The sequence below is a fragment of the Bremerella cremea genome (assembly GCF_039541315.1).
Lineage (GTDB): Bacteria > Planctomycetota > Planctomycetia > Pirellulales > Pirellulaceae > Bremerella > Bremerella cremea.
This window is the reverse complement of sequence record NZ_BAABFZ010000003.1, coordinates 1,130,466-1,156,031: the sequence shown is the minus strand read 5'-3', so window position 1 is coordinate 1,156,031 and position 25,566 is coordinate 1,130,466. Positions and strand designations below refer to the sequence as shown.

27 protein-coding genes are annotated in these 25,566 nt (G+C 56.2%); 14 read left to right on the top strand and 13 right to left on the bottom strand.

Annotated elements, in window-relative coordinates; genetic code table 11:
• The first annotated feature begins 55 nt into the window (after nt 1–55).
• The 3 genes from ABD890_RS06965 (at nt 56) to ABD890_RS06955 (ending at nt 3,303) form a co-directional block, all read left to right on the top strand.
• Complete coding sequence (locus ABD890_RS06965) at nt 56–1,009, top strand: YheT family hydrolase (RefSeq protein WP_345087239.1); 954 nt, start codon at nt 56–58, stop codon at nt 1,007–1,009.
• A gap of 143 nt (nt 1,010–1,152) precedes the next feature.
• On the top strand, nt 1,153–2,406 hold the full coding sequence (locus ABD890_RS06960) for an outer membrane protein assembly factor BamB family protein (protein ID WP_345087237.1): 1,254 nt from the start codon (nt 1,153–1,155) through the stop codon (nt 2,404–2,406).
• 114 nt (nt 2,407–2,520) lie between these two features.
• Entirely contained in the window at nt 2,521–3,303 is a 783-nt protein-coding gene (locus ABD890_RS06955; protein ID WP_345087235.1) for a hypothetical protein, read from the top strand.
• A 95-nt stretch (nt 3,304–3,398) separates the two neighbouring features.
• Here ABD890_RS06955 and ABD890_RS06950 read toward each other — a convergent pair whose 3' ends face one another.
• From ABD890_RS06950 to ABD890_RS06930, 5 genes are all read right to left on the bottom strand, one after another.
• Nucleotides 3,399–4,322, bottom strand: coding sequence for a DUF1559 family PulG-like putative transporter (locus tag ABD890_RS06950; RefSeq protein ID WP_345087233.1), 924 nt, complete (start codon nt 4,320–4,322; stop codon nt 3,399–3,401).
• 103 nt (nt 4,323–4,425) lie between these two features.
• Nucleotides 4,426–4,836 (bottom strand): hypothetical protein, encoded by a 411-nt coding sequence (locus ABD890_RS06945; RefSeq protein WP_345087231.1) that lies wholly within the window; start codon nt 4,834–4,836, stop codon nt 4,426–4,428.
• Between the two features lie 423 nt (nt 4,837–5,259).
• The gene (locus ABD890_RS06940; RefSeq protein WP_345087229.1) at nt 5,260–5,538 is read right to left on the bottom strand and encodes a DUF4404 family protein; all 279 of its coding nucleotides are present in this window, start codon (nt 5,536–5,538) and stop codon (nt 5,260–5,262) included.
• A gap of 173 nt (nt 5,539–5,711) precedes the next feature.
• A complete protein-coding gene (locus ABD890_RS06935) occupies nt 5,712–6,881 on the bottom strand; it encodes a PDZ domain-containing protein (protein ID WP_345087227.1) in 1,170 nt (389 codons plus the stop codon).
• An 83-nt stretch (nt 6,882–6,964) separates the two neighbouring features.
• Nucleotides 6,965–7,963, bottom strand: coding sequence for a S1C family serine protease (locus ABD890_RS06930; RefSeq protein ID WP_345087226.1), 999 nt, complete (start codon nt 7,961–7,963; stop codon nt 6,965–6,967).
• 361 nt (nt 7,964–8,324) lie between these two features.
• On the opposite strand from ABD890_RS06930, the gene ABD890_RS06925 reads away from it, so the two are divergent.
• Nucleotides 8,325–9,203, top strand: coding sequence for an SDR family oxidoreductase (locus ABD890_RS06925; RefSeq protein WP_345087224.1), 879 nt, complete (start codon nt 8,325–8,327; stop codon nt 9,201–9,203).
• Here ABD890_RS06925 and ABD890_RS06920 read toward each other — a convergent pair.
• Together ABD890_RS06920 and ABD890_RS06915 are read right to left on the bottom strand one after the other, a co-directional pair.
• Entirely contained in the window at nt 9,200–9,940 is a 741-nt protein-coding gene (locus tag ABD890_RS06920) for a hypothetical protein (protein ID WP_345087222.1), read from the bottom strand. The genes ABD890_RS06925 and ABD890_RS06920 overlap by 4 nt on opposite strands.
• Nucleotides 9,941–10,084: 144 nt before the next feature.
• Entirely contained in the window at nt 10,085–10,849 is a 765-nt protein-coding gene (locus ABD890_RS06915) for an SDR family oxidoreductase (RefSeq protein ID WP_345087220.1), read from the bottom strand.
• A 203-nt stretch (nt 10,850–11,052) separates the two neighbouring features.
• Here ABD890_RS06915 and ABD890_RS06910 point away from each other — a divergent pair, with 203 nt between their 5' ends.
• Nucleotides 11,053–11,385: a winged helix-turn-helix transcriptional regulator gene (locus tag ABD890_RS06910; protein ID WP_345087218.1), complete on the top strand. Its 333-nt coding sequence runs from the start codon at nt 11,053–11,055 to the stop codon at nt 11,383–11,385.
• A 26-nt stretch (nt 11,386–11,411) separates the two neighbouring features.
• Here the strand turns inward: ABD890_RS06910 and ABD890_RS06905 are convergent, their stop codons facing one another.
• Nucleotides 11,412–12,179: a hypothetical protein gene (locus tag ABD890_RS06905; RefSeq protein WP_345087216.1), complete on the bottom strand. Its 768-nt coding sequence runs from the start codon at nt 12,177–12,179 to the stop codon at nt 11,412–11,414.
• Nucleotides 12,180–12,343: 164 nt separating this feature from the next.
• Between ABD890_RS06905 and ABD890_RS06900 the strand changes: the two genes are divergently transcribed.
• From ABD890_RS06900 to ABD890_RS06870, 7 genes are all read left to right on the top strand, one after another.
• A complete protein-coding gene (locus ABD890_RS06900; RefSeq protein WP_373355940.1) occupies nt 12,344–13,795 on the top strand; it encodes a sulfatase in 1,452 nt (483 codons plus the stop codon).
• 254 nt (nt 13,796–14,049) lie between these two features.
• Nucleotides 14,050–15,264: an argininosuccinate synthase gene (locus ABD890_RS06895; RefSeq protein WP_345087214.1), complete on the top strand. Its 1,215-nt coding sequence runs from the start codon at nt 14,050–14,052 to the stop codon at nt 15,262–15,264.
• Between the two features lie 85 nt (nt 15,265–15,349).
• Complete coding sequence (locus ABD890_RS06890; protein WP_345087212.1) at nt 15,350–16,039, top strand: hypothetical protein; 690 nt, start codon at nt 15,350–15,352, stop codon at nt 16,037–16,039.
• Between the two features lie 233 nt (nt 16,040–16,272).
• Nucleotides 16,273–16,767, top strand: a complete 495-nt coding sequence (locus ABD890_RS06885; protein ID WP_345087210.1) for a glutathione peroxidase — start codon at nt 16,273–16,275, stop codon at nt 16,765–16,767.
• 2 nt (nt 16,768–16,769) lie between these two features.
• Nucleotides 16,770–17,243, top strand: a complete 474-nt coding sequence (locus tag ABD890_RS06880) for a MarR family winged helix-turn-helix transcriptional regulator (RefSeq protein ID WP_345087208.1) — start codon at nt 16,770–16,772, stop codon at nt 17,241–17,243.
• A 191-nt stretch (nt 17,244–17,434) separates the two neighbouring features.
• On the top strand, nt 17,435–17,794 hold the full coding sequence (locus tag ABD890_RS06875; RefSeq protein ID WP_345087206.1) for a YkvA family protein: 360 nt from the start codon (nt 17,435–17,437) through the stop codon (nt 17,792–17,794).
• Between the two features lie 346 nt (nt 17,795–18,140).
• Nucleotides 18,141–18,962 carry an amidohydrolase family protein gene (locus ABD890_RS06870; protein WP_345087204.1) on the top strand — a complete coding sequence of 274 codons (822 nt, stop codon included), beginning with the start codon at nt 18,141–18,143 and terminating at the stop codon, nt 18,960–18,962.
• A 14-nt stretch (nt 18,963–18,976) separates the two neighbouring features.
• Here ABD890_RS06870 and ABD890_RS06865 read toward each other — a convergent pair whose 3' ends face one another.
• Together ABD890_RS06865 and ABD890_RS06860 are read right to left on the bottom strand one after the other, a co-directional pair.
• Nucleotides 18,977–19,153, bottom strand: coding sequence for a hypothetical protein (locus ABD890_RS06865; protein WP_345087203.1), 177 nt, complete (start codon nt 19,151–19,153; stop codon nt 18,977–18,979).
• 194 nt (nt 19,154–19,347) lie between these two features.
• A complete protein-coding gene (locus ABD890_RS06860) occupies nt 19,348–20,331 on the bottom strand; it encodes a YHYH protein (RefSeq protein ID WP_345087201.1) in 984 nt (327 codons plus the stop codon).
• 175 nt (nt 20,332–20,506) lie between these two features.
• On the opposite strand from ABD890_RS06860, the gene ABD890_RS06855 reads away from it, so the two are divergent.
• The gene (locus ABD890_RS06855; RefSeq protein WP_345087199.1) at nt 20,507–21,388 is read left to right on the top strand and encodes an alpha/beta hydrolase fold domain-containing protein; all 882 of its coding nucleotides are present in this window, start codon (nt 20,507–20,509) and stop codon (nt 21,386–21,388) included.
• A gap of 49 nt (nt 21,389–21,437) precedes the next feature.
• Nucleotides 21,438–22,232 carry a hypothetical protein gene (locus ABD890_RS06850; protein WP_345087197.1) on the top strand — a complete coding sequence of 265 codons (795 nt, stop codon included), beginning with the start codon at nt 21,438–21,440 and terminating at the stop codon, nt 22,230–22,232.
• Nucleotides 22,233–22,240: 8 nt separating this feature from the next.
• Here ABD890_RS06850 and ABD890_RS06845 read toward each other — a convergent pair whose 3' ends face one another.
• The 3 genes from ABD890_RS06845 to ABD890_RS06835 form a co-directional block, all read right to left on the bottom strand.
• Nucleotides 22,241–23,068 carry an alpha/beta hydrolase gene (locus ABD890_RS06845; protein WP_345087195.1) on the bottom strand — a complete coding sequence of 276 codons (828 nt, stop codon included), beginning with the start codon at nt 23,066–23,068 and terminating at the stop codon, nt 22,241–22,243.
• A 66-nt stretch (nt 23,069–23,134) separates the two neighbouring features.
• Complete coding sequence (gene ypfJ, locus ABD890_RS06840) at nt 23,135–23,995, bottom strand: KPN_02809 family neutral zinc metallopeptidase (RefSeq protein ID WP_345087193.1); 861 nt, start codon at nt 23,993–23,995, stop codon at nt 23,135–23,137.
• A gap of 235 nt (nt 23,996–24,230) precedes the next feature.
• The gene (locus tag ABD890_RS06835) at nt 24,231–25,424 is read right to left on the bottom strand and encodes a substrate-binding domain-containing protein (RefSeq protein WP_345087191.1); all 1,194 of its coding nucleotides are present in this window, start codon (nt 25,422–25,424) and stop codon (nt 24,231–24,233) included.
• Nucleotides 25,425–25,566 lie beyond the last annotated feature (142 nt).

Here is a 25,566-nt window from a genome sequence, read left to right as displayed (position 1 = left end):
GCTGGCCAGATCTTCTTATATACTGACCTCGGTGAGGCCGTTCCGACCTCATCCATTGTTGCGCAATTCTCATGCGCAGACGATCCTCGGTGCGTACTGGCATGGACACGATATTGGTTACGCAGCTCGGCAGCATTTTGTGCTGTTTGAAGACGGTGATCAGATCGTGTTGCATGACGATTGTCCCAAAACCTGGAAGCCGGGTCGGCGAACTGTCTTGCTGATTCATGGTCTGGGTGGCTGCCACAGCAGTGGTTACCTGGTGCGAATCGCCCATAAGCTCAATTCGCTGGGGATCCGAACTTTCCGCGTCGATCTCCGTGGATGCGGTGCCGGTGAGCATCTGGCGAAGCGACCATTTCACGCCGGCTGCTCGGAAGACATCGCCCAGTGTGTCGAGGCCATCAGCGCCTTGTGCATGGGCTCGCCGATGACCCTGTGCGGGTTCAGCATGGGGGCGAACATCGTGCTGAAGCTTGCGGGCGAAATCGGCAATTCCCGGATGGGAGGCGTCGACAGTGTGATGGCGGTGGCTCCGCCGATCGATCTGGCTTATTGCTGCCAGAACATCTCGCGTGGTTTCAATCGGCTATACGACTGGGACTTCTCGCGTCGTCTGGTGCGAATGGTCGAAGGCCGGATCGCCAATGACAAAGACTTCTACGGCGGCTTTCGTTTCCAGCAGAAGCCAGGTCGAATCGTCGATTTTGATACGGTCTTCACCGCGCCGCAGTGTGGATTCGAATCGGCCGATCACTACTATAAGACCGCCAGTTCCGCCTCGGTGCTGCCGAAGATTCAATTCCCAGGTCTCATTCTGACGGCCGACGACGACAGTGTCGTGCCGGTCGAGATCTTTTCGCGCAACCCACGCTCGAGTAGCGTGGAACTCGAAATCACGCGCGGCGGTGGCCATCTTGGCTTCATCGCACCGAAGAGCCTTGCTCCGGATCGTCGCTGGATGGACCAGCGGGTGGTCCAGTGGATCGCGAAGCTCGATTCTCGCTAGGCGATTCGGCTGAAATTGGCAGTTGGCCGCTGGTTCTTTTGGTAGGCCCCGCTTTCGGCGTGGAAAGTCGACCCAAAACCGATTACCATCAAGGGCGAACGTCCCTTCCCCAGCTCCCGCCTTTTCCGTTCGGAATCGAATCTATGTCGACAAGTCGCCTCCTGCTTGCCGCTTTGGTATTGGCTGTCACTACTTCCTCGCTCTCTGCTCAGCAGTGGACCCGCTTCCGTGGGCCCAATGGCAGTGGCATCGCTCCGGCGGCCGATATTCCTTCCGCTCCGCAGCCGTCAGATTTCAATTGGAAGGTGAAGCTGCCAGGCCTGGGGCACTCGTCGCCAAGCATTTGGGGAAATCGCGTCTTTCTGATGAGCGCCGATCCCGATAGCGGGCTGCGATACGTGCTGTGTCTCGATGCCCAGACCGGCAAAACGATTTGGCAAAAAGAGTTCGCCGCAGGGGCAAGCCATCTCCATTCCAAGAGCAGCTATGCGTCCTGTTCGCCCGCTGTCGACGATATGCATTTGTATGTGGCCTGGGCCGACGACGAACAAACAATCTTGATGGCATTGAACCACGATGGCGAAACCTCGTGGCGAATCGATCTCGGCCCTTGGGTCAGTCAGCATGGCTTCGGGACTTCGCCGATCGTGCTGGACGACAAGGTCATCATTTCGCTGATGCAACTCGGCGATGAGGGCAAGCTGCGTGGTCGTCCGATCGGCAAAAGTCGACTGGTCGCCTTCGATCGCAAGACGGGCGAACGCGTTTGGGAAGTCGAACGAGAAAGCGACGTGGCGGCGTACTCGGTTCCTTGCCTGTACGAAGGGAAAGATGGCCAGAAGATGCTGATCTGCAACAGCAGTGCTCATGGCATCGCAGGGCACGATCCTGAAACCGGCAAGCAGCTTTGGAGCGAAAAAGTCTTCAACATGCGAAGCGTCTCGTCCCCAGTGGTGGCCGGCAACCTGGTGCTGGGCTCCAGCGGTTCTGGCGGTGGCGGTAATACAATAAGCGCCGTCGATCCGAATGGTGGTGAGCCAAAGCTAGTTTGGAAAATGGCTCGCCAGGCAAGCTATGTGCCGACCCCTGTGGCGTACGAAGGCAAACTGTTTGTCTGGTACGACAAGGGAATCGTGAGCTGTCTGGATGCCGCCACCGGCAAGGTGCTGGGGCAGAAGCGAATCGGCGGCAACTATTACGGTTCGCCGGTCTTGGTCGGGGATCGCCTCTTCTGCATCTCGGAAGAAGGAAGCCTCGTCGTCGTTTCGGCCGACACCAATCTGGAAGTTTTGGGCGAAACGTCACTCGGCGAAGGAAGCGAGTCGACTCCTTCGATCTCGGACGGGGTAATGTACCTGCGAACCTATTCGCACTTGATGTCACTCGGCGGCAAGTAGTCGCCGACGAAGCATATTCGAGTTTCTGTCGACGACGGAATTGAATCGCTGGTACCTCGTGGTTACATTAGCGGGCCTGCGAATCGAGAGGTCTGCAATCAAGAGGTATCTTCTGTGAGTCATGACGAAACGAACGAATCGAATCCATTCTCCTCGCCGATGGCCCCAGAGATTCGCACGGCCACGACCAATGCTCAGGTTGGTCCTGGTTTTCTGTGCGATGGCACCGCTCTCGATTCTTTCGCCCAAGGCGGAAAGCTGATGGGAGAGCACTTCTGGTTGCTGCTGGGGTTGACGATCCTTTCCATGGTCATCCGAGCGGTCGGCGACTACCTCGACAACGCGTTTAATGCGGCAGGCTTCGAGCCCTCGCTTGGTGTGCTGTTGTTAGGCACGGCCTATACCATCTTCATCAGTATTCCGGTCAGTACCGGACTTGCTTATGTGTTCTTGCTGCCGGCCCGCGGCCAGCAGTTTGAATTGGGCGATCTATTTGCAGCGTTTCAGCGGAACTATATTCCCGCCGTCGCGGCAGGATTCGTGAAGGTGATCCTCATCATGCTGGGTTTTTTGCTACTGGTTGTGCCTGGGATCTATCTGGCGATTAAATTTGCATTTGTCGAGTATCTAGTAATCGATCGGAAACTGTCGACGCTTGATTCCCTGAAGGAAAGTTGGCATATGACCAATGGTCATGAGCTGACGCTGTTTGTAATCATGTTACTCTCGATCTTGATTTTTATCGGGGGTATGCTGCTTTGTCTTGTTGGCGTAGTTTTCTCGATCATGTGGATCTCGGCTGCGTACGCAGTGCTTTTCTACTATGCGGAACGCTTGCGACAAAACGACGACATGCCGAAGCCGGAATCGACGAGCGACAATCCTTTCGCGAACTAAGATCCGATCGAAAGCGATCCAAGAAACAAAAAAGGAGTGCTCGCGAATGCAGGCACTCCTTTCTTATTTTGAACATCAACAATCGATGGCATTCGTTATGGAACGGTGATGACTTCTCCATTCTGCATCGTGCTGAGGCCACGCCAGACAGTGATGTCGATCGTTTCCGGCATGAATCGGACCGAGCCATCGCACAGTGCTACTTGAACGCCGCCTGGGTGTTGGCTTCGCGACGAGAAGATCAACGGATTGCTGGCATCGGCAATCGCCGTGTAACCCTGACAAGGCATGCCCCGCGTCGGGTTCGACTTGCAGAAGCCGCTGTTCAGTGCGTCTGGCGAAGTGGTGTTTGGGGCGTAATGGGCTGTCACGCCGGAACCTGGTCCCCACCAGGTCAGCCCGCGAAGGTCCTGGCTCTCGAGACCTTGGCGAACTTCCATCAGCATCAAGGTGTTGCTGGTCCCGTCGACAACATCTCGCAGACCATATGTCTTGCAGGTACCCGAAGCACTGTTCTCGTTGTGGAACGGTCCCGAGGCGAACGTGACGCCGTTTAGCGGGGTGACGCGAAGCGAAGACGTGTTGCCGAGGTTCACGGCATAGTTGTACTGCGGAATGCTGTTGTACCACTGCGTCTCGGTATCGCTGGGGCAACTCATCAGGTCGATTCGGATCTGGCAGACGTTCGACTGATTGGTTCCGGTGTTGTAGTTCTGGCTTTCGGTCCATTGATCGTACATCGCGTTTTGTTCGATGTAGGGCAGAACGCCTTTCACCCAGCCATCTCCGGTGGTGTCGCCGATGTAGCCAATAGGTAGCGAGTTCACCACATCGTGATAGTTGTGCATGGCCAGCCCCAGTTGTTTGAGGTTGCCACTGCACTGGATACGACGAGCCGCCTCGCGAGCCTGTTGCACGGCCGGCAGCAGCAAGGCAATCAATACGCCAATAATGGCGATCACCACGAGCAGTTCAACGAGCGTGAACCCGCGGCGACCCGGCAGAAGAGAAACGGACATGGAACTGTTCCTTGGGGAAAACGAGATGGAATGATGGGGAACCAAAACCGTGGAATGCATCGACAGCGATCGTAGCGTTTAAGGGGCCAATGCGATGAAAACGCTATTGGGTGATCAAGAAGTCGAGCTTGTTCGGTCCAGGCTCCGAGACGTCTGCTGTAAGCTCGCTCTTCTTGTTGTATTTCGCTGGAATCAGTTCTTTCCGCGGCGGGCCTGGGTTGTTCATCATGTCGTCGGCCGAACGATTGTCTTCGACCGGTTCCAGGGCGTTGATATAAACGCGGTAGCTGCCGGGCAGAAGGCCTTTGTCGGCGGGGATCTCGTATTTGCCATCGACAATCATGGCACCAGTCGCCGTGGTTCCAGATTGCGGTTCAAAGCGAATCGAACCTTCAACAATCGGCACACCATCCAAGGTGACATCGCCGGTGACTGCTTTCCGGCCGCCGGTATCAATCGCCGATCCACAGCCAGTCAGTGTCATCGCGACTAGGAAGAACAAGGTGCCCGTCATCGCAAAACGGTAGGGATGCGCGCAGCGCGATCCTAATGCTGAACGAAGCATGTGCATGGATGGAGCTTTCCGAATGGATTAAAGGAGGAGTGCCTTGGGGGAGGGCAGTTCGCTGGCCGTGAAGTACCCACAGCCTACATGATGATTAAACCCGTCGATCGCGATGGAGGTTCGAACAAATTTCAGAAATCTAAGAAATTTGGTCGAGCCGATGCGGTGCGGACGCAAGGCACGGCGCAACTGGGATGCCATCGCCGCATGTGAGGGGAAGCCAGAAGGGATTCATGTCGCCCCCAGGCAGAGAGCCAATTGGCAAAGCGATTGCCCAAGAGTGGTTCGCGTGCGAAGTGACGAGTCGAACCGATCAAGGCATCGGCCAATATTGAGGTCGCCGAGCCTTGATTGTTATCGGATCGCGAACGCTTACAGCCCGCTGTTACCGAGGATGTCGGCCAGGTTGGTCAGCACCTTCGTCAGGTTCGGGTAGCTGCTTTCCTCGATCTGGTCGTTACGCTGCGCAAGAGTTTCGCGGAGCGATGGATGACTCAGGGCTTCGGTGTCTTCACGATGGAGAGCATCGTTGATCGACTCCATCACACCTTCGAGGTGACGCTTGGTTTCGTCGTCCAGTTGGTCGACACCACGCAGTTCGCGTTGCAGTTCAGAAAGGGTGTCGCGGAGTTCGTTCAGCTTGTCTTGCATGGAAACGTCGATCAAGTCGTGGGGGTGCTGCGGAAAACGTCTTCGCCCAGCAGAGCGAATCTGCCCCAAGGTAGTTGGGCTCGGCCCGATAGGCTACTGGCATCTAAGGGGCCAATAGCCATTTTACCTCGTTTGGTCCCTGGTGGGGAAGAAGTCGAGGGCCGCAGACCCGATTAGTTCGACGTTTCGCGAGGAATCCAGCGAGTTTCGCCCGGATCCAACTGTTCGTCCGAGATCACCGGCTTGGCACTCAAGCGGGACTGAACGTATTCCCCTTTGCTGGTCGCCCCAGCGGCCGACAGCATCTTGGTCACGCTTCGCGACAAGTCGTCCGCCGGAATGGCAAACGTCGCCACGCGACCCGCTCGAGCGATGTTCAGGCCGACGACCTGACCGTCGAGGTTCACGATCGGACCACCGCACTGTTCTGGCTGCAGATAGCTGTCGTGCTGGAAGACCGAAGGGAAGCCGCTACGCCGTTGGCTAAGTTCGCCACCGAGATGGTTTTGGAACTCGTGCCGGGCCTGGTTCGGGCCAGCGACCCATTCGCCCAGGATCACGTTCAGGTTCATCTCTTCTTCGGAACGCTTCAGTTTGACTCGCAGCGAATCGCCAGGCTCGTAAGTCCGCACCAGTTCAATCAAGTGCGTCCCGGTATCGATAAGTTGGTCATTGATCGACAGGATGACGTCTTGAGCCAGGATCCCTGCGGTTGCGGCGGCACTTTTCTCGACGACCATATCGACCCGAGCCGGGCCAGGATCGCGCGAAAGCATCACGCCAAGCATTGCGTTCTTCATTTCAACCGCATGCGGAGTCAGGCCATACACGCCGATCGCGACTGGTTCTTCACCGAGTCCAGCGGTTGCCAAAAGGCTGCCAACGCCAGGCTTGTTGCCGCTGGCCAGTTCCATGACCGGCAAGTTGCGGGCTTCAATGCGAACCAGGGCCAGGTCGTTTTCTTTGTCGACCGCGGCGATCTCGTTCACCAGGTATTGGTCGCCATTGGCCAGTTCGGCCACGAGAGGCGTCTTGCCGCCGAATGTATTGACAAGGCTCCCTTTGGTGACGATCAGGCCGGTCGAATCGACGATCCCGCCCATGGCAACCCGTTTGCCATCACGCTTCAGTTCGACCGTGGCGGACCGAACGTTTTGCACCACCGAGTGAAAAGCTCCTAAGACTTCACTGCTGCTGCGTTGGTGGACGCGTTTCATGAAACGCATCGCGATGCCGTCACTTTCAAAGACCTGGGCGCTGACTGGAGTCGGGGCAAAAACCGCGATCGCCAGGGGAGCTACGATGGCCAAGGACAGCAAGGAATTCAAACGAAACCGGGGCATGTGCTCACTCCGTTGTTTCGTCGCCTATTGGTACGGTGGGCACTGATATCATGTGCGTGCCCATATCGAAGCTAGTGTTCCCTCTAGTTCGTGTCCAACTTGCGACGGTCTGCAAGTTCAACTTCAAGAGTAATAACGTCGCCCGAGCCGCGCCGTATCCGTACCTTTACGCGATCGCCCGGAGAATACTGATTCACCATCAGCTTCAAATCATCGAAAGAACTGATCGCACGACTGTTGAATCGTAAGATCTGATCTCCTTCTTGGATTCCCGCCAAAGCTGCCGGGGAATCCGGGGTGACGCGTGTGACAACAACGTCCTGTCGGTCAGGTTCACAACGTACACCCAAATATGGTTGCGTTCCGCCCAAGCGACCCCACACCTCCGACTTCTTCAGTCGGTCGATGTTTTCGAGGTACTGCGAGGCAGGAACGTGAAGATTGGCCGTGATGCGGTTGCCGATGCGGCTGTTAATCCCGATCACGTTGCCTTGAATATCGAGCAAAGGTCCGCCGCTGTCGCCGCCAACCAGCGTGGCATCGGTGGCGATGACATCTTGGCTGCTGGCCAGAACGCGGCCAATTCGCAGGGCAGGGCGGCGATCTTTCACAATCCCGCCAGCATGTCCCATCACCAGTACCCATTCCCCTTCGCGAAGGTTCGCGGTGGCACGGACATTCAGGTGAGCATATTTGCCTGGCGTGGTAATCTGGATGGCACCGGAGTCGATGCTACGGTCCATCCCCAGTGTTACTCCTTTGACGCGACGTCCATCGTTCAAAATAACTGTCACATCGCGGCCAGGCTCGCCGATCACGTGGCCGGCTGTCAGGATCAAGCCATCTTCGGTGACGATCACGCCAGAACCTTGAGCCGGTCCGACGATCACGCCGACGGTGGCGTTCATTCCTTTTTTGGTCGTTTGCTGGATCTGGCTCTCCATCGATCGCAGGTCGGCGACATTATGAGGAGCGTCGCCCGTCAGGATCTCTGAAAAGTGGGCCGTCCGCTGAATCTCAGGGGTGGCCTTGTCTTGAGCACTTGCGAAGATCGGCAAGCAAAGAACGAGAACGCAAACCAATGAGAATTTTCGGATGGTAGCTACCTGGCTGCCAGAAGCAAAAGAAAGAGAAGTTGTGTTCCGATAATTCATGATTTGCCCTTTGGATTCTGATTTGACAACCTCGAATACGCGGGAAACGCATCGGGGTTCGGTCTTATTCTAGGAATCCGATCAAGAGCTTGTCACGCTCTTGGTCACCAGCAGCCGAGGTGGCACTAAGTCTCGTGGGGCGCTGCGTTCACAATATAACAGCTCCATAGTAGTTAACTCCGCAAGGCTTTGGTAGGGTCTTGTTGGAATTGGTAAAAACGTCAGAAGCGGTGAATTTGTCACGATTTAGCGATTGCCAGCATCCCGTAGCTGGAGGAGTTTAGGCGAAATGTCCACACGCACGCGAATGGTTGTCGGATGTGGCTATGTAGGTCGACCGCTGGCGGCTGCATGGCAATTAGCGGGGGATAAGGTTTTCGCAACGACTCGGCAGCAAGGGCGAGCCCGACAGTTTGAAAACGCTGGTTGGCTACCTATTTTGGCTGATGTCACTAAGCCGGAAACTTTGCGCCACTTGCCAGAGGCTGACACGGTGGTTTTCGCCGTTGGATTCGATCCGAAAGGAGAGGCAACCCGCGAACAAGTTTACGCCGAGGGTCTGAAAAATGTCCTGGAGACTCTTCCCGAGTCGACGCGACGCTTGGTGTTCGTCAGCACGACTGGTGTCTATGGCGATGCCGAGGGACAGACGGTCGACGAGAGCACGCCTTGCGATCCGGCTCGACCAGGCGGCAAAGCCTTCGTCGAAGCCGAGAGCTATTTGCGAAACCATCCCGTCTGGTCGCAGCGAAGCGTGATCTTGCGAATGGCCGGAATCTATGGCCCTGATCGGATTCCTCGTTCGGCCGACATTCAAGCCGGCAAACCGATTCCAGCCCCAGGCGGCGGTGCTTTGAACTTGATCCATGTCGACGACTGCGTCGCGGCCATTCAATTGGCGGCCGATGCCGAGGTTGTCTCGCCGGTTTATATCGTCAGCGACGGAACGCCGGTCGATCGTCGCGATTACTACCGGGAAGTGGCCCGCCTGCTCCAAGCACCAGAGCCGACATTCGAAGAGCCTAATCCCGATTCACCCGCAGGCCGGCGTGCCCAGTCCGATCGAAAGATGAGCAACCAGAAGCTCGTCGACGAACTTGGGTTTCACCCGTTGCACGGCAGCTATCGCGAAGGACTCGCCGCCATTCTGAAGAGTGACGAGGGTTAAACAAGATTGTTAGCGGCCAGGACAAGTAACGCGAGGCAGATTGGGATGACAAGGCCCAGGTAGTGATAGCGATCGCGCGGGACGCTCCAATAGGTGTCGCGGGCAATTCCGACGAGCATAAGAACAGCGAGAGCAGCACCGATCAGGTAATCACTGGAATGGATCTGTCGCAGCAGCCAATGGATCGGATTTGTCGGCTCGGTGACGAAAAAATCACTGGCGATGCTGGGCGTGAATAGCAAGACCGAGAAAAAGAGTTGGCTGCCGATCTGCAATAAGACCAGCAGGATAAACCACTTCCAATAGCCTCTTTCGTGCGTGCTCTTGAGTAGCCAAAGGACCAGTAGGACTTGCAGGCTGTATGCCAGGAAATCGGGGACGTTCAACAGGATAATCGCTGTCTGCTTGGTCATGTCAGGGACAAGATTGGCCAGAAGAAAGGCCCCTTCCGTCAAGAAGTTGGCCAAGGAATCAAGCAACGATATGAGCAGAAGCCAGTGACCTGGCTGTAAGGCAGCAAATTGCTTTTTTCCAGCGGCAAACAGCCCAACTGCCAGTCCCAGTCCAGCAGCGATTCCCAGAAGAACAACGCGGCTGACAAAAATCAGCCCTGCAAGCGGACTAAAGTCGAGAGCAAAGTCTAATGTCTCGTAATCGGCTGCAATCGAAAGCAGGACCCCACCGACCATATAGGCCCACACCCAGCGAGGAGTCATTCGAACGCCCGCGTCTGCCATCGGTGACTTCGGCGTTGCTTCCTTCGGAGATTGGAAGGGATTCTCAGTAGACGCTGGTGCCATGCTGCATCGACCAGGGAACAGGAAGTAAACCGCCAGGTTGGATCAGCCTAGGCGAGTTCCCTGGTCAACGCAACATTGGTGCTAATCATGGTGCGGTATGGAATTGATCTGCTGGAATACCGCGGCGAAGTTGCCACTCGATTCGGACGTTCGTAGCGGCATCACGCGGTCGACGAGGATTTCGCCATCGGGCGCTCCATGTTCGATAATCTGCATCACCTCGGCAATGAAGTCTGCGAGCGGCATCGCATTCGGATCGCTGGCCTGATGCTCGCCCAACAGCGTTGTTTGCACGTAAGGTGGCGCGAGCTCGAGGACTTCAACCGAAGTTGGCTTCAGTTGCTGACGAAGCGAGATCGTGTACGAATGAATCGCGGCCTTGGTGGCACTGTAGGTCGGCGTAAGCGCGAGTGGCGTGAAGGCGAGTCCCGAGGTCACCATCATGACGGTTGCCTCGGCTTGCTTCTTCAGGTGCGGCAAGAGAGCCGCTGTCAGCCGAATCGGCCCAAGCAAGTTGGTCGTGATCGTGGCCTCGGCGGTCGCCAGATCGACTGGTTCGGCCGTCAGGTCTTCGGGACGCATGATGCCAGAATTGTTGATCACCCCGTTCAAGGCCGGGTGTTCGGTGGTCACTTGGGAAACAAGTTGCTCGATCGACTCCGGCGAGTTGACATCGACCGTATAAGCAGCCATGCCCGGGTGATCGGCCACCATGGCATCGAGCGGCTGTTGCCGCCGGCCGGCGATGATCACCTGGTTGCCACGTTCGTAGAATGCTTCGGCCAGTCCCCTTCCAATGCCAGTGCCTCCGCCGGTGATCAAGATCGTATTGCCGCTGGTTTTCATGCGAACTCCTTGAATTTGGTTGACAGAATCAGGCTTCTCCAGTCACGATAGAAGCGGCGGTTACCGAAAGAAAGAAGGCACCGAAAAGTGCGATACTTACCCAATAGTGAGTAATGGAATTGGCCGAGAAAAAGTCGCAAACAAAATCATCGACATCTTCGTCTCCGGCCTGGTCCGAGCTAGACCCTAAGGTCAATGCGCTGGTGAACGACATCATCGGACGGGTCGCGGACAAGTGGACGCTGCTCATTTTGGAAGCTCTCGACGAGAACGGTGTCGTCCGCTTCAAAGAGCTCAGCCGGCTGATACCTGGCATCAGTCAGAAGATGCTGACGCAGACTTTGCGGCAGATGGAATGCGATGGCCTGGTGAAGCGAACCGTCTACGCGGAAGTGCCTCCGCGTGTCGAGTACGAACTGACTCCGCTTGGCTTCAGCCTGGGGGAAGCGTTCTGCGGCGTATGGACCTGGGCGGAAAAGCACTATGCCGAGATCGAAGCGGCCCGCAAAAAGTTTGCCCGCCGACAACGCGGCTGATGTTCTTCGTCGCGAAGGAAAATGGTTTACATCCCTGCCGGGAAGAGCAGCCACCAGAACAACACCAGCAGGATGCCAATGTAGTGATAGACATCGCGTCGCCGGCGATCGCGCAGGTCGAGGGCAATATTCACCAGCATGATCACCAGCGTCACGCCAGAGAGCATTACCTTGGCCAGCATATACGGACCCATTCCCACCGATGGCAACAGGCCCGTGAAGTAGAGCGGCTCTCCCAACGTCAAAAGCCCGAAGTAAGTCAGCGAGATCCACGCATACGATCGCCAGCCTTCTCCTTCTCTCGTGGTCTTCACGACAAAGCCATAGAAGATGGCGGCCAGTAAGTTGCCGATGCCGAAAGAAATCAAGTAAGCCGCCTCCCACTGGGAATAGGCTGATTCCATATCGGTGCTATCTTCCAGTCCGCTCTGCAGATAAGAAATGCTGATCCAGGCACCCTCGGTGATGAGCGTCGTTGAGAGTGCAATCAGACGCCAATGTCCGGGCATCAACTGGGAGAATCGGTTCCTTGCAATCGCATCGACTAACAGTGCGATCCCCAGTCCGTAGATCGCGCCCGAGACGCCATGCATTCCCAACGCCAGGGGTTGCTCGGCGATGGAAAAGATCGGGAACACCAGCCCCAGCTTAAACGCCGCTCCGATCAGCATGCAAAGGGCAACTAACCTGAAGTCAAGCAGCCTCGAAGATTTCGACGCTTCTGTCGCTTCCACCGCAACAGCGGGGGATTGGAAGGGATTGTCTGGCGGATTGTTTGCGTTGGTGTCTTCCACGCAGTTGCCTCGGCGAGTGCAGGTGTCAGGCGTTTCTCGCCAGAGCATAGCACGATTTTTTTCCTGACAGAATCCAGAGAGCCTCGGTTGGTGTAGATTGAAAACAGAAAGCCATTTTCGTTTGCCCGCCTGATCGCTGTTCGCCTGCCATGGATTGCTTTTCGATGATTCGTCCGCTCTTGCTTGTCGCTGCCATCTTCGGTTGTTTTTCCAACGCTCTGTCCGCCGCCGATCGTCCGATGAACGTATTGTTCATCATCTCGGACGATCTCACACCGACGGCGCTTTCGTGCTATGGCAACACGGTTTGCCAGACGCCGAATCTGGATCGACTCGCAGGGGAAGGAACTCGTTTCACGCGAGCCTACTGCAATGCGACCTATTGCGGGCCGAGCCGGGCCTCGTTTCTTTCAGGCTACTATCCTCACGCAACCGGCGTGTTTGGTTACGTTAGCCCAAGACCGCAGATTGGCGAGCGAGCGATGTGGCCGCAGCACTTTAAAGATCATGGCTACCATACGGCTCGCGTGAGCAAGATCTTTCATATGGGTGTGCCAGGCGGAATCGAAGAGGGGAGTGACGGCACTGACGATCCGATTTCGTGGAATGAACGCTTCAACTCGCCTGGCCCTGAATGGAAAGCCCCAGGCGACGGCGAAACGCTCGAAGGAAACCCCGACGGCAAACGCCCGGTGGTGGGTGGCAACACGTTTGTCGTCGTCGAAGCAGACGGCGACGATCTGGTGCATAGCGACGGCAAGACGGCGGCCAAGGCGGTCGAACTAATCCAGACGCATGCCAACGCCGACAAGCCTTTCTTTCTGGCGGTTGGATTCGTGCGCCCTCATGTGCCGTTCGTCGCGCCGCGGAAGTATATGGAAAACTACAAGCCGTACGACGATCAGCAACTACCGCCGAAGGTGCCTGGCGATTGGGACGACATCCCGAAGATGGGCATCAACTACAAGACCAGCAAGAACATGAAGATGGATGTTCGGCAGCAGAAGAAGGCGGTTGGTGGTTACTACGGCGCGGTTTCGTTTTTGGACGCCCAGGTCGGCAAGGTGCTCGATGCCCTGGAGGCCAGCGGCCAGGCCGACAATACGATCGTCATCTTCACCAGCGATCACGGCTTTCATCTCGGCCAGCACGACTTCTGGGCGAAGGTGAGCCTGCACGAAGAGTCGGCCAGTGTTCCGCTGATCATCAAAGTGCCGGGCATGAAGCCCTCCGTCTGCGATTCGCTCACGCAGCTGCTTGATCTCTATCCAACAACCGCCTCCCTTTGTGGATTGAACGTGCCAGAGCGGCTGCAAGGCAAAGACATCACACCACTGCTAAAAGATCCGAAGGCAACGGTCTATGATGAAGTGCTGAACGTCTCGCCGATGCAAAAGGGCTTCCTACTGCGGACCGACAAGTGGGCGTTCATCCAGTATCAAGAGAACGGCAAAGGGGGGATCGAACTGTTCGACATGGAGAAAGATCCTGGGCAGTTCCACAACCTGGCGAGCGATCCGAAGCATGCCAAGATCGTGGCCGATTTCCAGCAGCGATTGGCCAAGAAGCTGCGAGAGGTCCGTCAAAACGATCTGGAACTTGGTGGAAAGAAATAGCGGGAACACGTGCCGGCGGAATAAGTCCCCTCAGGTTGCCATCTGGGGGGCGTGCCGTACGTGGAAAGCTACCCAAACTGCCCCTTGCCATCACGGACCCCCTAGTCGAGAATAAACCTCTTGTTCCAGGGGCTTCTCCACTTTCCTAGGGGAAGTGAAATTCCTGGTTTGCCTGGTATCTGGCCCGCTCGGCAGCGGTGCTTTGAACCGAGGCGGTTTTCAGTTTCACGGTCCATTCGCCTGCGAGCATCAAAATGCCAAGCTGTGTCCTTGCTTACTCTGGGGGTCTCGATACTTCGGTCATCTTGGGATGGCTTCAAGATGAAGGGTATGACGTCCATGCCGTGTACGTCGACTTGGGGCAGCCTTGTGAAGACCGCGAAGCGATTCTGCAGAAGGCCAAGGACTGCGGTGCCGTGTCGGCTCGGATTGTCGATGGTCGAGAAGAAATGTGCCGTGACTTCGCCTTCCCAGTGCTGCAGTGGCAAGCTAAGTACGAATCGATCTACTTGCTGGGTACCTCGATCGCTCGCCCGCTGATCTCGAAGCTGTGTCTGCAGGTTGCCCGCGAAGTGGGTGCCGATGCCTATGCTCACGGTGCGACCGGTAAGGGTAACGATCAGTGCCGCTTCCAGTTGGCTGCCGAAGCACTTGATCCAACCGTGAAGGTGATCGCTCCTTGGCGTATCGAAAAGTTCCGTAAGGCATTCCCAGGCCGAACCGAACTGATCGCCTACTGCAACGAAAAGAACATCCCCGTCAAGGCTTCGACCGCCAAGCCTTACAGCAGCGACGAAAACTGCCTGCACATCAGCTATGAAGCTGGCGAACTGGAAGACCTCGGCGTCAACGGTGTTGAACTGGTCGACTTCGGCATGACCGTCAGCCCGCAGGAAGCTCCGGACCAGGCCGAAACCGTGACCATCAAGGTCGAGAAGGGTGTGCCAACCCACGTCAATGGCGAGAAATGCACCGCCCTGGAAATGGTCACCAAGCTGAACGAGATCGGCGGCCGTAATGGCGTGGGCCGAATCGACATGGTCGAAAACCGCTTCGTCGGTATGAAGAGCCGCGGCGTGTACGAAGCCCCAGGCATGACCATCCTGTACGATGCCCTGCTGAACGTCGAACAGTTGACCTTGGACCGCGACCTGATTCACCTGCGTGATCAGTTGAAGTCGATCGTCGCCGAAGACGTTTACAACGGTTTCTGGTACAACGCCAAGATGGACGCCCTGCTGGCCTTCATTGCCAACGCGATGGAGAAGTGCACCGGCGAAGTGACCTTCAAGCTTTACAAAGGCAACATCATCGTCGACAGCCGTTCGAGCGAAACGAGCCTCTACGACGAAGGAATCGCCACGATGGAAGGTGGCGGTAGCTACAACCAGGACGACGCCGAAGGTTTCCTGCGAATCCAGGGCCTGCCAAGCCGCGTCCAAGGTCGAGTCACGCCTCGCGCTTACTAAGCCGAAGCGAAATTCAGCGATTCAAGGCCCGCCCGATGGCGGGCCTTACTTTTGCGCTCGATAGAACCCTGAGGCAACGCGACCAATGACACTCGATATCTACGTCATGCCGCTGTGGCGATTCAAAGCAGGGGAGTACGACTCGCCTTTGGAATCGTGGCTCGACGATTCAGACGCCCAAACCCCAGTCAAGCCGCGACGCTCCTTTTCGCCGGTCCAACTGTGGAAACGTTGGAAAGCCAAACGTCAAGCCAAGCAGATCATCGCTGCCGCTGCTCGGCAACTCGATTGCGATCTGGCATGGAGTGACGACGGCGAAGTTGTCTTGGCGGAACAAGCGGCCTACGGATTCGTTGCGTTAAGAGCCTATGCCCAGTGGCTCGATCTACGGGAAGCGATTCCCTGTTTCGAGCATAGCCCGCGAGGCAACTACTACGAACATCCGGTCATGCTGCGAGAAGAACCGCCACCGCCACGGTTTCAGCACCTTGTCGAGCATAACTGCCACAACGGCTATCTCGTGCCGGTGGCGTTCGATCGCGTCGCTCAGGTCGAACCATATCAGGTTTGGGGTGGTTACGAGTTCTTTCACTCGTTCGGTTCCATCCCGGCGATCAGCAGGGAACTGGCGACGCTCAAGCCATTGTTGCCTGCCTCCGATGATCCTGCGGTCGCGGATGAAGCAAAACAGTTCATTCAGGATGGCTTTAGCACACTGGAAACTGCCTGCCAAATTGGGCTGGAGCATGAGTTGCCAATCATTTTTTACGGTTGAGAACTGACGCGGCGATCGGTGCTTAATCTGGACGGTTGGCCTCCCCCAATGACGAAGTGTCCATGTTGGCGGTCAGTTGAAGGGGTTGACCAGAACGCCACGGCTCTTGAATCTCCTGAGAGTCGGCAATCTGTCAAGCTAATTAGATTGCTTTAAAACCCTACTTGTGGATAATTAGATCGCGTGCGATTTAATCGCGGAAGACTACAGTGATGTTGTTCGGAGGAGATTCCATGGCGTCTGAAGACCCGCAGTTCTATGACTTTCATGCCAACTCGCTGCGTGGCGAAGATGTCGACATGGCCCAGTACGAAGGGAAGGTCGTACTCGTGGTCAACACAGCCAGCAAGTGTGGCTTGACGCCGCAGTATGCCGGGCTCGAAGAGCTTTACAAGAAGTACCAGGACGATGGGCTGGTGATCCTGGGGTTTCCCTGCAATCAGTTCGGCAACCAAGAGCCGGGCGACGGCGAATCGATCGAGTCAGGTTGTGTGCTGAACTACGGCGTTAGCTTTCCGATGTTCGAGAAAACGTTGGTGAACGGTGGTGAAGCCCATCCGATCTTTCAATGGCTGAAATCGAAGCTGCCAGGCATGCTCGGCAGTCGCATCAAGTGGAACTTCACGAAGTTTCTCCTGGGCCGCGATGGGAAGCCGTTGCAGCGATTTGCTCCGACCACCAAGCCCGATAAACTTGAGCCGGCCGTACGCGAAGCCTTGGGGAAGTGACGATGAAAACCTGCAACCAATCCTCTCAAGCCAGCTTATTACGTCTGGATTCGCAGTTGTGCTTTTCGCTGTACGCCGCGTCGCGGCTGATGACGCGTGCCTATCAGCCCTTACTGGAACCGCTCGGTCTGACTTATCCGCAGTACGTGGTCCTGCTGGTGCTGTGGGAAGACGCGCCTTGCAGTGTTTCGCAGGTGGGGCAACGCGTGATGCTCAACAGCAATACCTTGACGCCACTTCTGAAGCGGCTCGAGCAACTTGGCTACGTGACTCGGGCCCGCAACGCCGATGATGAACGCGTGGTTGAAGTCGCATTGACCACAGCAGGGCGAAAGCTGCGAGGGAAGTGTGCCGGTATCCCTCAGAAACTAATGGAGGGCGTGCCTGCCGATTCGCTGGACGAGCTACTCCAGTTAAAAGGTTCGCTCGATCGATTGATTGGTTTGATGGTCGCGAGTGAAGCCGAGCCTGTTTAAGGCCTGTCTGCGATTGCAGTTGGGGAATTTTTCGCGGGGATCGAACTATTTTTTGGGGAAACACCCCAAGAATGGCTCTCTAGTTGCGAATAGTTTCAGGGAAAGATCCCCCGGCCTATTCCCTGAAGGCCATCGCTGGACATCGCGTCAGGGACCTCTACGATTCCTGATGTGCCAGGAGCAAACAAAATATGAGTGCAGAAGCTTACGATCGATTGAATGAATACGCGAAGCGGGCGAAGTCGGCCGACATCAATGAACTGCGCGAGAAGCTGCAGGGAATGCATCGCGGCCCGGTCCGTAAAATCTGGGACGACGTCTTAGCCTTATGGCGAATGGTCGTCGATCCGAAAGCAAGTTGGACGTCGAAGGCGATTGCTATCGGCGCGGTGCTTTATCTGGTCTCGCCGCTGGATGGGATCCCGGATCTGTTACCGCTGGTGGGTTTAACGGACGACGTAGCGGTGATTGTCGCCGCAGTCGCAACGTTGGCATTCGAGCTGAAGAAGTACCGTGACTCTCAAGATCGCACGGTCGTCGACGCCAAGTAGCGATCGTTTTCAGGCAGGTGGAAGGATGACCGCTCGCTGCTGTTCGAACGGCCATCCTTCGCGCAAGCATCTTAAAAAATGCCTGCCGGCGGGGAGTGCCGGCAAGCAGATCGAATCGGGTTGGCCCGGTTCGTTTGGGTGGCTTTATGGTGTTTCTTTGCCGACCATCTTGATTGGCATGTCACCATTGTTCCACGGTCACCTAAGCCGAAGATGAAGCGAAGATAAAATCGACTTCATCTATCGTGATCGAAGGGATAATTTTCTCCCTCCTCTTCGGAATGGAATTTGCTTACCTTGGCGGGTAACAACATGCCACTTCTGGGATCTTCCAAGAGGAGCCAAGATGATCATTGATTGCCACACCCACCTGAATAACTATCACGAAGAAAAAGTCCGTTCGATTGACGAGTGCCTCGAGAACCTTCAAACCGACATGGACGCCAACAATGTCGACTATGCCTTGGTGCTCAGTTCGTACAAGATTACACCTCATCGGCCAGCAACCCGTGACGTGGTGAACGCGACCCGCGATCTCGACAACATCGCCGTCGTGGCGGGCATTAGCTATCTGCACTATCAACAACGCGATCTTCGCGAAATCGCCGACTTCTTAGCTGATGGCCTAGTAAAAGGCTTGAAGCTATACCCAGGGTATGAACCGTTCTATCCGCACGATCGTCGGCTTCAGGTGATCTACGACCTGGCGATGGAATTCGACGTGCCGGTGATGATCCATAGCGGCGATACCTACAGTCCTACGGGCAAGGTGCGGTACTCGCATCCATTGCACGTCGATGATGTCGCGGTCGACTTCCCTGATTTGAAGCTGGTGATCTGCCACGTCGGCAATCCCTGGATTCGCGACTGCATGGAGGTGGTCTATAAGAACGAGAATGCCCACGCCGACATCAGTGGTCTGGTGCTGGGTGAGTTCGAGGACCGCTTCGAGCAGTTCATGCTGCAAGAGATTCGCCAGATGATTCTTTATGCTGGCGAGCCTCGCTATTTGCTTTATGGCACCGATTGGCCGATCTGCGGGATGAAGAGCTACTTGAAGTTCATCCGTGGACTCGGACTGCCTGATAAGAGCCTCGAACTGATCTTGTGGCAAAACGCCGCGCGGCTGTTCAAGCTGGAAGTGAAAGATGGCAAGGTAATCAACTGATTGCCTGGTAGGCGTCAGCCAGCTTTCTGCTCTGAGAGGAACGACTCGACACGCTCTTCGATCGTTTTCACCAGTCGTGGATCCATGAACTGGAAGCGGTCAGGGATGTCGAGCACATGCAGCGTGCGCCCGACCAGGCGATTACGAAAGCTCGATCGTAACCGGGCAAGGTGTTCTTGTTCCATCACCATGATTACATCGGCCCAGTCTAAATCTTGCGGCGAGATTCGTCGCGCGGCCCTTGGACTGAGGCCGCGCGACCGAACCGCGAGTCGCGGATCGTTGCAATAGATCCGCTCTGCCGTAGGACTACGCCATAGATTTCGGGAACAGATAAACAATATTTTGGTTGGATTCACGGTCGAGAGCTTCCTGCCGGGGACGATTATCGACGGGGACGTGGCGGTGGAGGACCGAAGCCGGGACGGCGTTGACCTCCTGGTGGACCTTGTTGTCCGGGACCACCTCGGTCGAAGTCGCTAGAAGGTTCGCCACGGAAGTTGCGCGGAATGACCGGCCATTGATCGCTCAGGTAATACGCATAGGTCCCTTCCGGATAGTCGGGCGTCACGCCAAACCGTCCGTTGCACTCGTCGAGGTCGCCGGCACCTTCGACGAACTCGTAGTCCGCCAGAAAACTTCCGTCGTATTGCCCGCCTGGGTTGCCATTGCCACGCGGACGATCGCCACGCTTCAAACGATAAGAACTCTTCAGTTCGACAATCTCACTCTCGGGATTGTTCGCATCCTGGTAGCCATACAGCGCATAAATCGGAAATCCATCCGCTGCCCAGCCGACGATCGGCGAGTGTTGACCACGTACGACTTTCAAGCTCTTCAGCAGACCACTGGGCAAGCCATGGTAGTGATAGGCACCGGTTGGTTGAACGTGGGCATGGTTCGTATCGATGCCCAGCGGAACCGCGCCGGAGAGGGCTTCATACTGCCAGCCACCGCGAGGATCGCCATGGAACCATTCCGCGGCGCCTGGGTCGAACGGAATTCCGTTCACTCCGATCCCAAAGTTCTGCATGCCTAGCGGAGTGATGCGATCGGCCGGCTTCGGATTTGCGGCCACGCGATAAGCGTATTGTTGCTGCGAGATACCGTTGGGATTGCCATGGTTCGGGAACGCCCCGGTCTGATGATCTGGTATGCCATTGGATTGAATGATTCGCTTGCTACCGACCACTTCAATCGAAACCTGGCTGGCACCTGGGGGCCGCGAATCGGCGGGAACCAAACGCAAGCCACGCGACTGATTGGTATCGTGCTGCCGAAATCTTGGGGCGAACTGAGCCAGCATCGGGGCAGAGCCCAAAGCAATCGCAAAAAAGAGCAATAGCGCGAACTGGTTTTTCAAAATCATCGGGGGCGAACTCCGGTAGGTATATTCTACTGGTTTAGCAGTATATCGGTTCTTAAACCGGAGTGCGAGAGATTTGTTTCGCCCAAATTGGTGGAAATTAGAAAGTGGTCACCTTATGATCGTCCTCTCCCGAACCCATGCTCCATCATTGCCTGCCCTGGAAGGATTTCACTCCATGCATCGTCTTACGATTCTGTCGATTGTTGGTCTCTGGCTGCTATTGCCGACCCTTGTTGGTGCTGAAGAGAAATCCCGCATTATCAAAAATCTGGAGTTCGCCAACGTCGACGGGCACAGCTTGAAGATCGATCTTTACTTGCCGGTGGAAAAGAACGCCCCGCTGATTGTGTGGATCCATGGCGGCGGTTGGCATGCCGGGAGCAAAGCGAGTTGCCCGCTGCAATGGCTGACCAAAGAAGGCTTCGCCGTGGCCAGCATTTCGTATCGCCTGACGGATAAGGCAACCTTCCCGGCCCAGATCCACGACTGCAAAGGGGCCATTCGCTGGTTACGGGCCCACGCCGATCAGTATGGCTATTCATCCGATAAAATCGCCGTTGCCGGTTCGAGTGCCGGCGGGCATCTCGCAGCGCTGGTCGGAACCTCGGGCGATGTGAAGCCACTGGAAGGTGATGTTGGCGGCAATCTCGATCAGTCTTCGCGTGTTGTCTGTGTCGTTGATTACTACGGTGCGACCGACTTCATTCTACGATCGAAAACGCAGCCGCACCGGGCGAACCAAGAAGGTTCGGTCGTTTACAAACTGCTCGGCGGCGGAGCGGACCAGAAAGTCGAACTTGCCAAACAGGCCTCGGCAGCATTCCATGTTACGCAAGACGATCCGCCGTTTCTGGTGCTGCATGGTGACAAGGACAACACCGTCCTGCTGGATCAATCCGAGCGAATTCAACAAGTCTATGGCGATGCCAATCTGCCATTGGAATTGATTGTTGTACCCGGCGGTGGCCATGGCGGCGACGTCTTCTATCAAGGCGAGAACCGAACCCCGGTCCTTCGCTTCCTGAAGAAGCATTTGGCAGAAACGGCGACGGAATAATTAAAGCGAGACAAACAAGGAGCTCCAATTGGCTATGGGAGGGCCTGAAATGTTCTCTGAAGAGGGCGCATCGTCCGTAGGATCTCCATCGCCTCCATCGGAGGCGACCGGCAAGCGGTGGCAGTTCTCGCTGTCGACAATCATTCTGTTGATGGCACTGGTTGCGATGGCGGCTTCGCAGGTCCATTTGATCCAACGGGAACGCAGTGCCCACGCCAAGATGATGGCGGCCAGGCAAGAGGCCGAGTTCTACAAATCGCAGATGACCGAGATCACGATCTACGATCGCAATAAGATCTTTGCCCGAGCGATCCCTAATTCAGCAGAAAATCAGGATCGTTGGCAGTGGCGAATCTTCGTCCCCGAAAGCGAACAGCGTTATCGTCTCTGCTTTCGCAAGGGCGATATCCCGGCAAGTGGCCTTCCAGAAGGTGGTGGCCAAGGATTTATCGATTTGGAACCGGGAGAGTCAGAGGTGATTGTCCGCATCGATCGCGACGTAGGGGACTACGGATGCGTGTACGTAGATGCTGAATCTACCGATCCAAACCGTGAAGCCATCACTCACGACTTCCCGTCGAAGCCAAGATCTTCCCATAGTATTAACCGGTCGAATGGACTTTCAATGTCCATTAGTGAATGGTCCAAGCCTTACGTCGAAGGCCAGGGACTCGCCAAAACCAGCGGAGTCGTACTTTCCAACGGAGAGAGCAGTTGGGAAGCGATGGAGAAAGTGGTGCTGCTGCGGCATCGCGTCAGCGCTCGGGCTGGCGGCGGGCTTCGTCTGCCTGAAGGTCCGACCCAGGGACTAATGCTCTGGATCGAACCGGTCTCGAAGGACTAGCGAGCATGCTAGTTCGACTCGCTGTGCTTGCGAATGAACGAAGTCATCAGCAGGACGCCTGGTTCGACCATGTTACCATGGGTGAAGCCTTCCAACTCGTACAGTTCTGCATCAGGATGTTTGGCGACGTTCAGCATCCGCCAGAGCAGGGCGTTTTCTTCGTAGCGACCTGGGAATTCCAACTCGCGATCGCCAGCCAAAAGTAAGATCGGCGGAGCGTCGTTGCGAATGTGATTCAGCGGAGCCAGATCGTCGACCACCACGATGTTCTGGTCGATGCCACGTTCTTTGCGGATCGTGAAGTGGGTGATCGTGTGGCCGCTGAAAGGGATCGAACCAGCCAACTTGTCCGCGTCGATCTTGTGGGCTTCCATCCAGCGTTTGTCCAAGGTCAACATACTGGCAAGATAGCCACCGGCCGAGTGACCGCTGACAAAGATCTTGTTCGGATCGCCGCCGTACTTCTCGACGTTGGCGAAGGTCCACGCCAAGGCGGCTGCGGCGTCTTCGATATAGACCGGCGACTTCACGTGCGGATGATGGCGATAGTTGGCCGACACCACGGCATAGCCTTGGTCGAGCATGTACTTTGGAATCTTCTTGTCACCACCGCTCAAACCGCCTCCATGAAACCAGACGACAGTCGCAAAGCCTTCCTTATTGGGATAGTGAATGTCGAGACGGCACTGCTTCTGAGCGTAGTCGTCGAGGCCTGTTTCGTTCAGGTACAGAATATCGGTCTCGAGGGCCGACTTGGCCGAGTCTTCCGCGACGGCGACCGAACAAGTGACGACCGTCAACAACAGGCACAGCAGATGGCGAAGTGGTTGAGTCATGGTGCTAGGGCATGGATGGCTAGGGAAGGGGAAAACGTGAGGTTCCTTCCATCGTATCACAAAGCCTTACAGCTCTCGATAAGGAATGCTGAAGGTATCGCCTGCTTCCATGTCCCCGGTTTTGAGCCCTTTATAGAACCATTTGGCCCGTTGTTTCGAGGTTCCGTGCGTGAACGATTCCGGCACAACGAACCCCCGCGACTGCCGCTGCAGACGATCGTCACCGATGGCGGTCGCGGCGTTGAGGGCCTCTTCCACGTCCCCCTCTTCCAAGATGTTCCAGTTCTGTTGGGCATGGTGAGCCCACACGCCAGCGTAGAAGTCAGCCTGAAGTTCGAGCCGCACCGAAAGCTCGTTTGCCTCTTCTTTGCTGGTCTGATTTTGCAGTCGATGAACCTTGTCGCTCACACCCAACAGGTTCTGGACGTGATGCCCGACTTCATGGGCAATCACATAGGCCTGGGCGAAGTCGCCGCCGGCACCGAGCCCTTGCTCCATTTCGTCGAAGAAACTGAGGTCGATGTAAACCTTCTGGTCGAGTGGGCAATAGAACGGGCCAGTCGCCGCTTGTTGAAAGCCACACGCCGATTGAACCTGATCGCGAAACATGACCAGGGTTGGGTCGCGATAGGTATTGCCGAGCTGCTGAAACTGCTCGGACCAAACTTCCTCGGTATCGGCCAGGACCACGGAAACGAACTGAGCTCGTTGGTCCTCTTGCGGATCGACCTGGGCCGGAGCTCCCCCTCCGCCACCTTGTTGGTTCTGCACACCCTGTAGCACGGCCAGCGGATTGCCACCCAGCAGCCAGACCAATCCCATTACCAGCAAAATGCCGACCAGGCTTCCACCACCAGCTATCACAGGGCCGCGAGCCGATCGTCGATCTTCTACGTTGTCACTTCCTCGTCGTCCTCGCCATCGCATCGGGGGCTCTCCTGGTTGTTGGGCTTGAAAAGTGGAAGCTGCCACAGCACGACAATTTTCGCCAAAGCCGAGGAGAAAAGGGATACGATTTTGCAAAAACTTGTCGGCCAGAGTGACGTACAAGAAGCATGAAGCGGTCCTCTACGGAAAAACTGTAGAGACCGCTTCTGGGGTGTTGTTTTCGTTCCGTGTCGCCGTGCTGGACACTCAGGAACTGGCCGGCAATTGAATTGCCTTAGCTTTCCTGGTTCGCCTTACGCTGCTGTTTGCGGTATTGGCTTGGCGTCAGATTCAATTCGTCCCGCAGCAATTTGTTGAGGTACGAGTAGTGGCTGTAGCCCACCATCGCTGCAATTCGTTGCGTGGAAAGGTTGGTCGTTTCGAGAAGCTGCTTGACCCGTTCCAGGCGGACTTCACGAATGACTTCCCCCATCGAGCGGCCAATTTGCTTTTTAAATTCGATTTCCAACGTGCGAATCGGAATTCGCACGGCGCTGGCCACATCTTTCAGGCGAATGCCATCGCACGCGTGATCGCGGATGTAGTTCACTGCCCGATCGATATCGGTCACCGCGGCGCGTTTCCAGCCGGCGGTCGAACGCCGGGCAATCACCGTCTGGGCCGGTACCTCGAAGACTGTTTCCTTCGGCGTGTTGCCTAGGATCATCGAATGCAGCAACGATGCGCATCGGTAGCCGATTTCGACGCCAGGGGTTTGCACGCTGGAAAGTGGTGGATCGGCCATGCGGGCACGTTCCGAGTCACCCACGCCGAGCACGCCGATTTCATCTGGGATCGAGAACCCGAGCTCTTGGGCACACTTGGCAACCCATTCGCCAATCACGTCGTTCAGAGCCACAATCGCCAACGGCTTCGGGGACTTCTCGAGCAGTGTCTTCAGCTTTTCGATTGTCGATTCCGAAACGTAACGCTGGTTTTCCAAAGCATCCATCGGCGCTTCTTTGAGAGCGAGCGCCTTCAGCTTGATGCCGCGTTTGGCGAGCTCGTCGGCCAGACCTTCGCGGCGACGCTTGGAACCGTCTGATTTCTGATAGCCGATGTACGCAATGTGGTCGAAGCCTGCGTCGGTGAGGTGAGCTGCCGCCAGACGACCGACCGAGTGCACATCGGTATAGACCGACACCATGCCCGAGTCGATCATGTCACCGGTTGCCAACACGACCGGCACCTTGCCGCGTCGCAGCCAGGTCGTCACACCGGCGTTACGACCAGCCGAAACAATCACGCCATCTACCTTGCCCGTCCATGGCGGATTGCCTGCCAGGTCTGGGTCGTTGCTGGAGAAGCGGAAGTCGCGAACTTGGATGTTAGGGTACTCTTCGATGTAATTCAGCAGACCTTGCAGCACACGTCGAGAATGCTCGGTCCAGGAAGCGGAATGAATTCCGATCGTAATTTTTTCGCTCATAGATTGGCTGGCTTCGCAGGTGGGCTCGTCACGGGAGAGGACGTCGACGTGCGCGATCTTGTATGGATATCTGCGCAGAGTTTTACGTGCTATTTAGCCTGGATGCAATAGACTGGGGGGCAGTTTACGAATGTTAATCTAC

What these genes read in the sequence shown, in the direction of transcription:
- ABD890_RS06855 (WP_345087199.1), top strand. Translation starts at nt 20,507, where the DNA reads ATGCATCGTCTTACGATTCTGTCGATTGTTGGTCTCTGGCTGCTATTG.
- ABD890_RS06845 (WP_345087195.1), bottom strand. Translation starts at nt 23,068, where the DNA reads ATGACTCAACCACTTCGCCATCTGCTGTGCCTGTTGTTGACGGTCGTC.
- ABD890_RS06895 (WP_345087214.1), top strand. Translation starts at nt 14,050, where the DNA reads ATGCCAAGCTGTGTCCTTGCTTACTCTGGGGGTCTCGATACTTCGGTC.
- ABD890_RS06870 (WP_345087204.1), top strand. Translation starts at nt 18,141, where the DNA reads ATGATCATTGATTGCCACACCCACCTGAATAACTATCACGAAGAAAAA.
- ABD890_RS06960 (WP_345087237.1), top strand. Translation starts at nt 1,153, where the DNA reads ATGTCGACAAGTCGCCTCCTGCTTGCCGCTTTGGTATTGGCTGTCACT.
- ABD890_RS06860 (WP_345087201.1), bottom strand. Translation starts at nt 20,331, where the DNA reads ATGATTTTGAAAAACCAGTTCGCGCTATTGCTCTTTTTTGCGATTGCT.
- ABD890_RS06940 (WP_345087229.1), bottom strand. Translation starts at nt 5,538, where the DNA reads ATGCAAGACAAGCTGAACGAACTCCGCGACACCCTTTCTGAACTGCAA.
- ABD890_RS06950 (WP_345087233.1), bottom strand. Translation starts at nt 4,322, where the DNA reads ATGTCCGTTTCTCTTCTGCCGGGTCGCCGCGGGTTCACGCTCGTTGAA.
- ABD890_RS06865 (WP_345087203.1), bottom strand. Translation starts at nt 19,153, where the DNA reads ATGGTGATGGAACAAGAACACCTTGCCCGGTTACGATCGAGCTTTCGT.
- ABD890_RS06850 (WP_345087197.1), top strand. Translation starts at nt 21,438, where the DNA reads ATGTTCTCTGAAGAGGGCGCATCGTCCGTAGGATCTCCATCGCCTCCA.
- ABD890_RS06875 (WP_345087206.1), top strand. Translation starts at nt 17,435, where the DNA reads ATGAGTGCAGAAGCTTACGATCGATTGAATGAATACGCGAAGCGGGCG.
- ABD890_RS06935 (WP_345087227.1), bottom strand. Translation starts at nt 6,881, where the DNA reads ATGCCCCGGTTTCGTTTGAATTCCTTGCTGTCCTTGGCCATCGTAGCT.
- ABD890_RS06885 (WP_345087210.1), top strand. Translation starts at nt 16,273, where the DNA reads ATGGCGTCTGAAGACCCGCAGTTCTATGACTTTCATGCCAACTCGCTG.
- ABD890_RS06925 (WP_345087224.1), top strand. Translation starts at nt 8,325, where the DNA reads ATGTCCACACGCACGCGAATGGTTGTCGGATGTGGCTATGTAGGTCGA.
- ABD890_RS06900 (WP_373355940.1), top strand. Translation starts at nt 12,344, where the DNA reads ATGATTCGTCCGCTCTTGCTTGTCGCTGCCATCTTCGGTTGTTTTTCC.
- ypfJ (WP_345087193.1), bottom strand. Translation starts at nt 23,995, where the DNA reads ATGCGATGGCGAGGACGACGAGGAAGTGACAACGTAGAAGATCGACGA.
- ABD890_RS06835 (WP_345087191.1), bottom strand. Translation starts at nt 25,424, where the DNA reads ATGAGCGAAAAAATTACGATCGGAATTCATTCCGCTTCCTGGACCGAG.
- ABD890_RS06915 (WP_345087220.1), bottom strand. Translation starts at nt 10,849, where the DNA reads ATGAAAACCAGCGGCAATACGATCTTGATCACCGGCGGAGGCACTGGC.
- ABD890_RS06880 (WP_345087208.1), top strand. Translation starts at nt 16,770, where the DNA reads ATGAAAACCTGCAACCAATCCTCTCAAGCCAGCTTATTACGTCTGGAT.
- ABD890_RS06945 (WP_345087231.1), bottom strand. Translation starts at nt 4,836, where the DNA reads ATGACGGGCACCTTGTTCTTCCTAGTCGCGATGACACTGACTGGCTGT.
- ABD890_RS06920 (WP_345087222.1), bottom strand. Translation starts at nt 9,940, where the DNA reads ATGGCAGACGCGGGCGTTCGAATGACTCCTCGCTGGGTGTGGGCCTAT.
- ABD890_RS06890 (WP_345087212.1), top strand. Translation starts at nt 15,350, where the DNA reads ATGACACTCGATATCTACGTCATGCCGCTGTGGCGATTCAAAGCAGGG.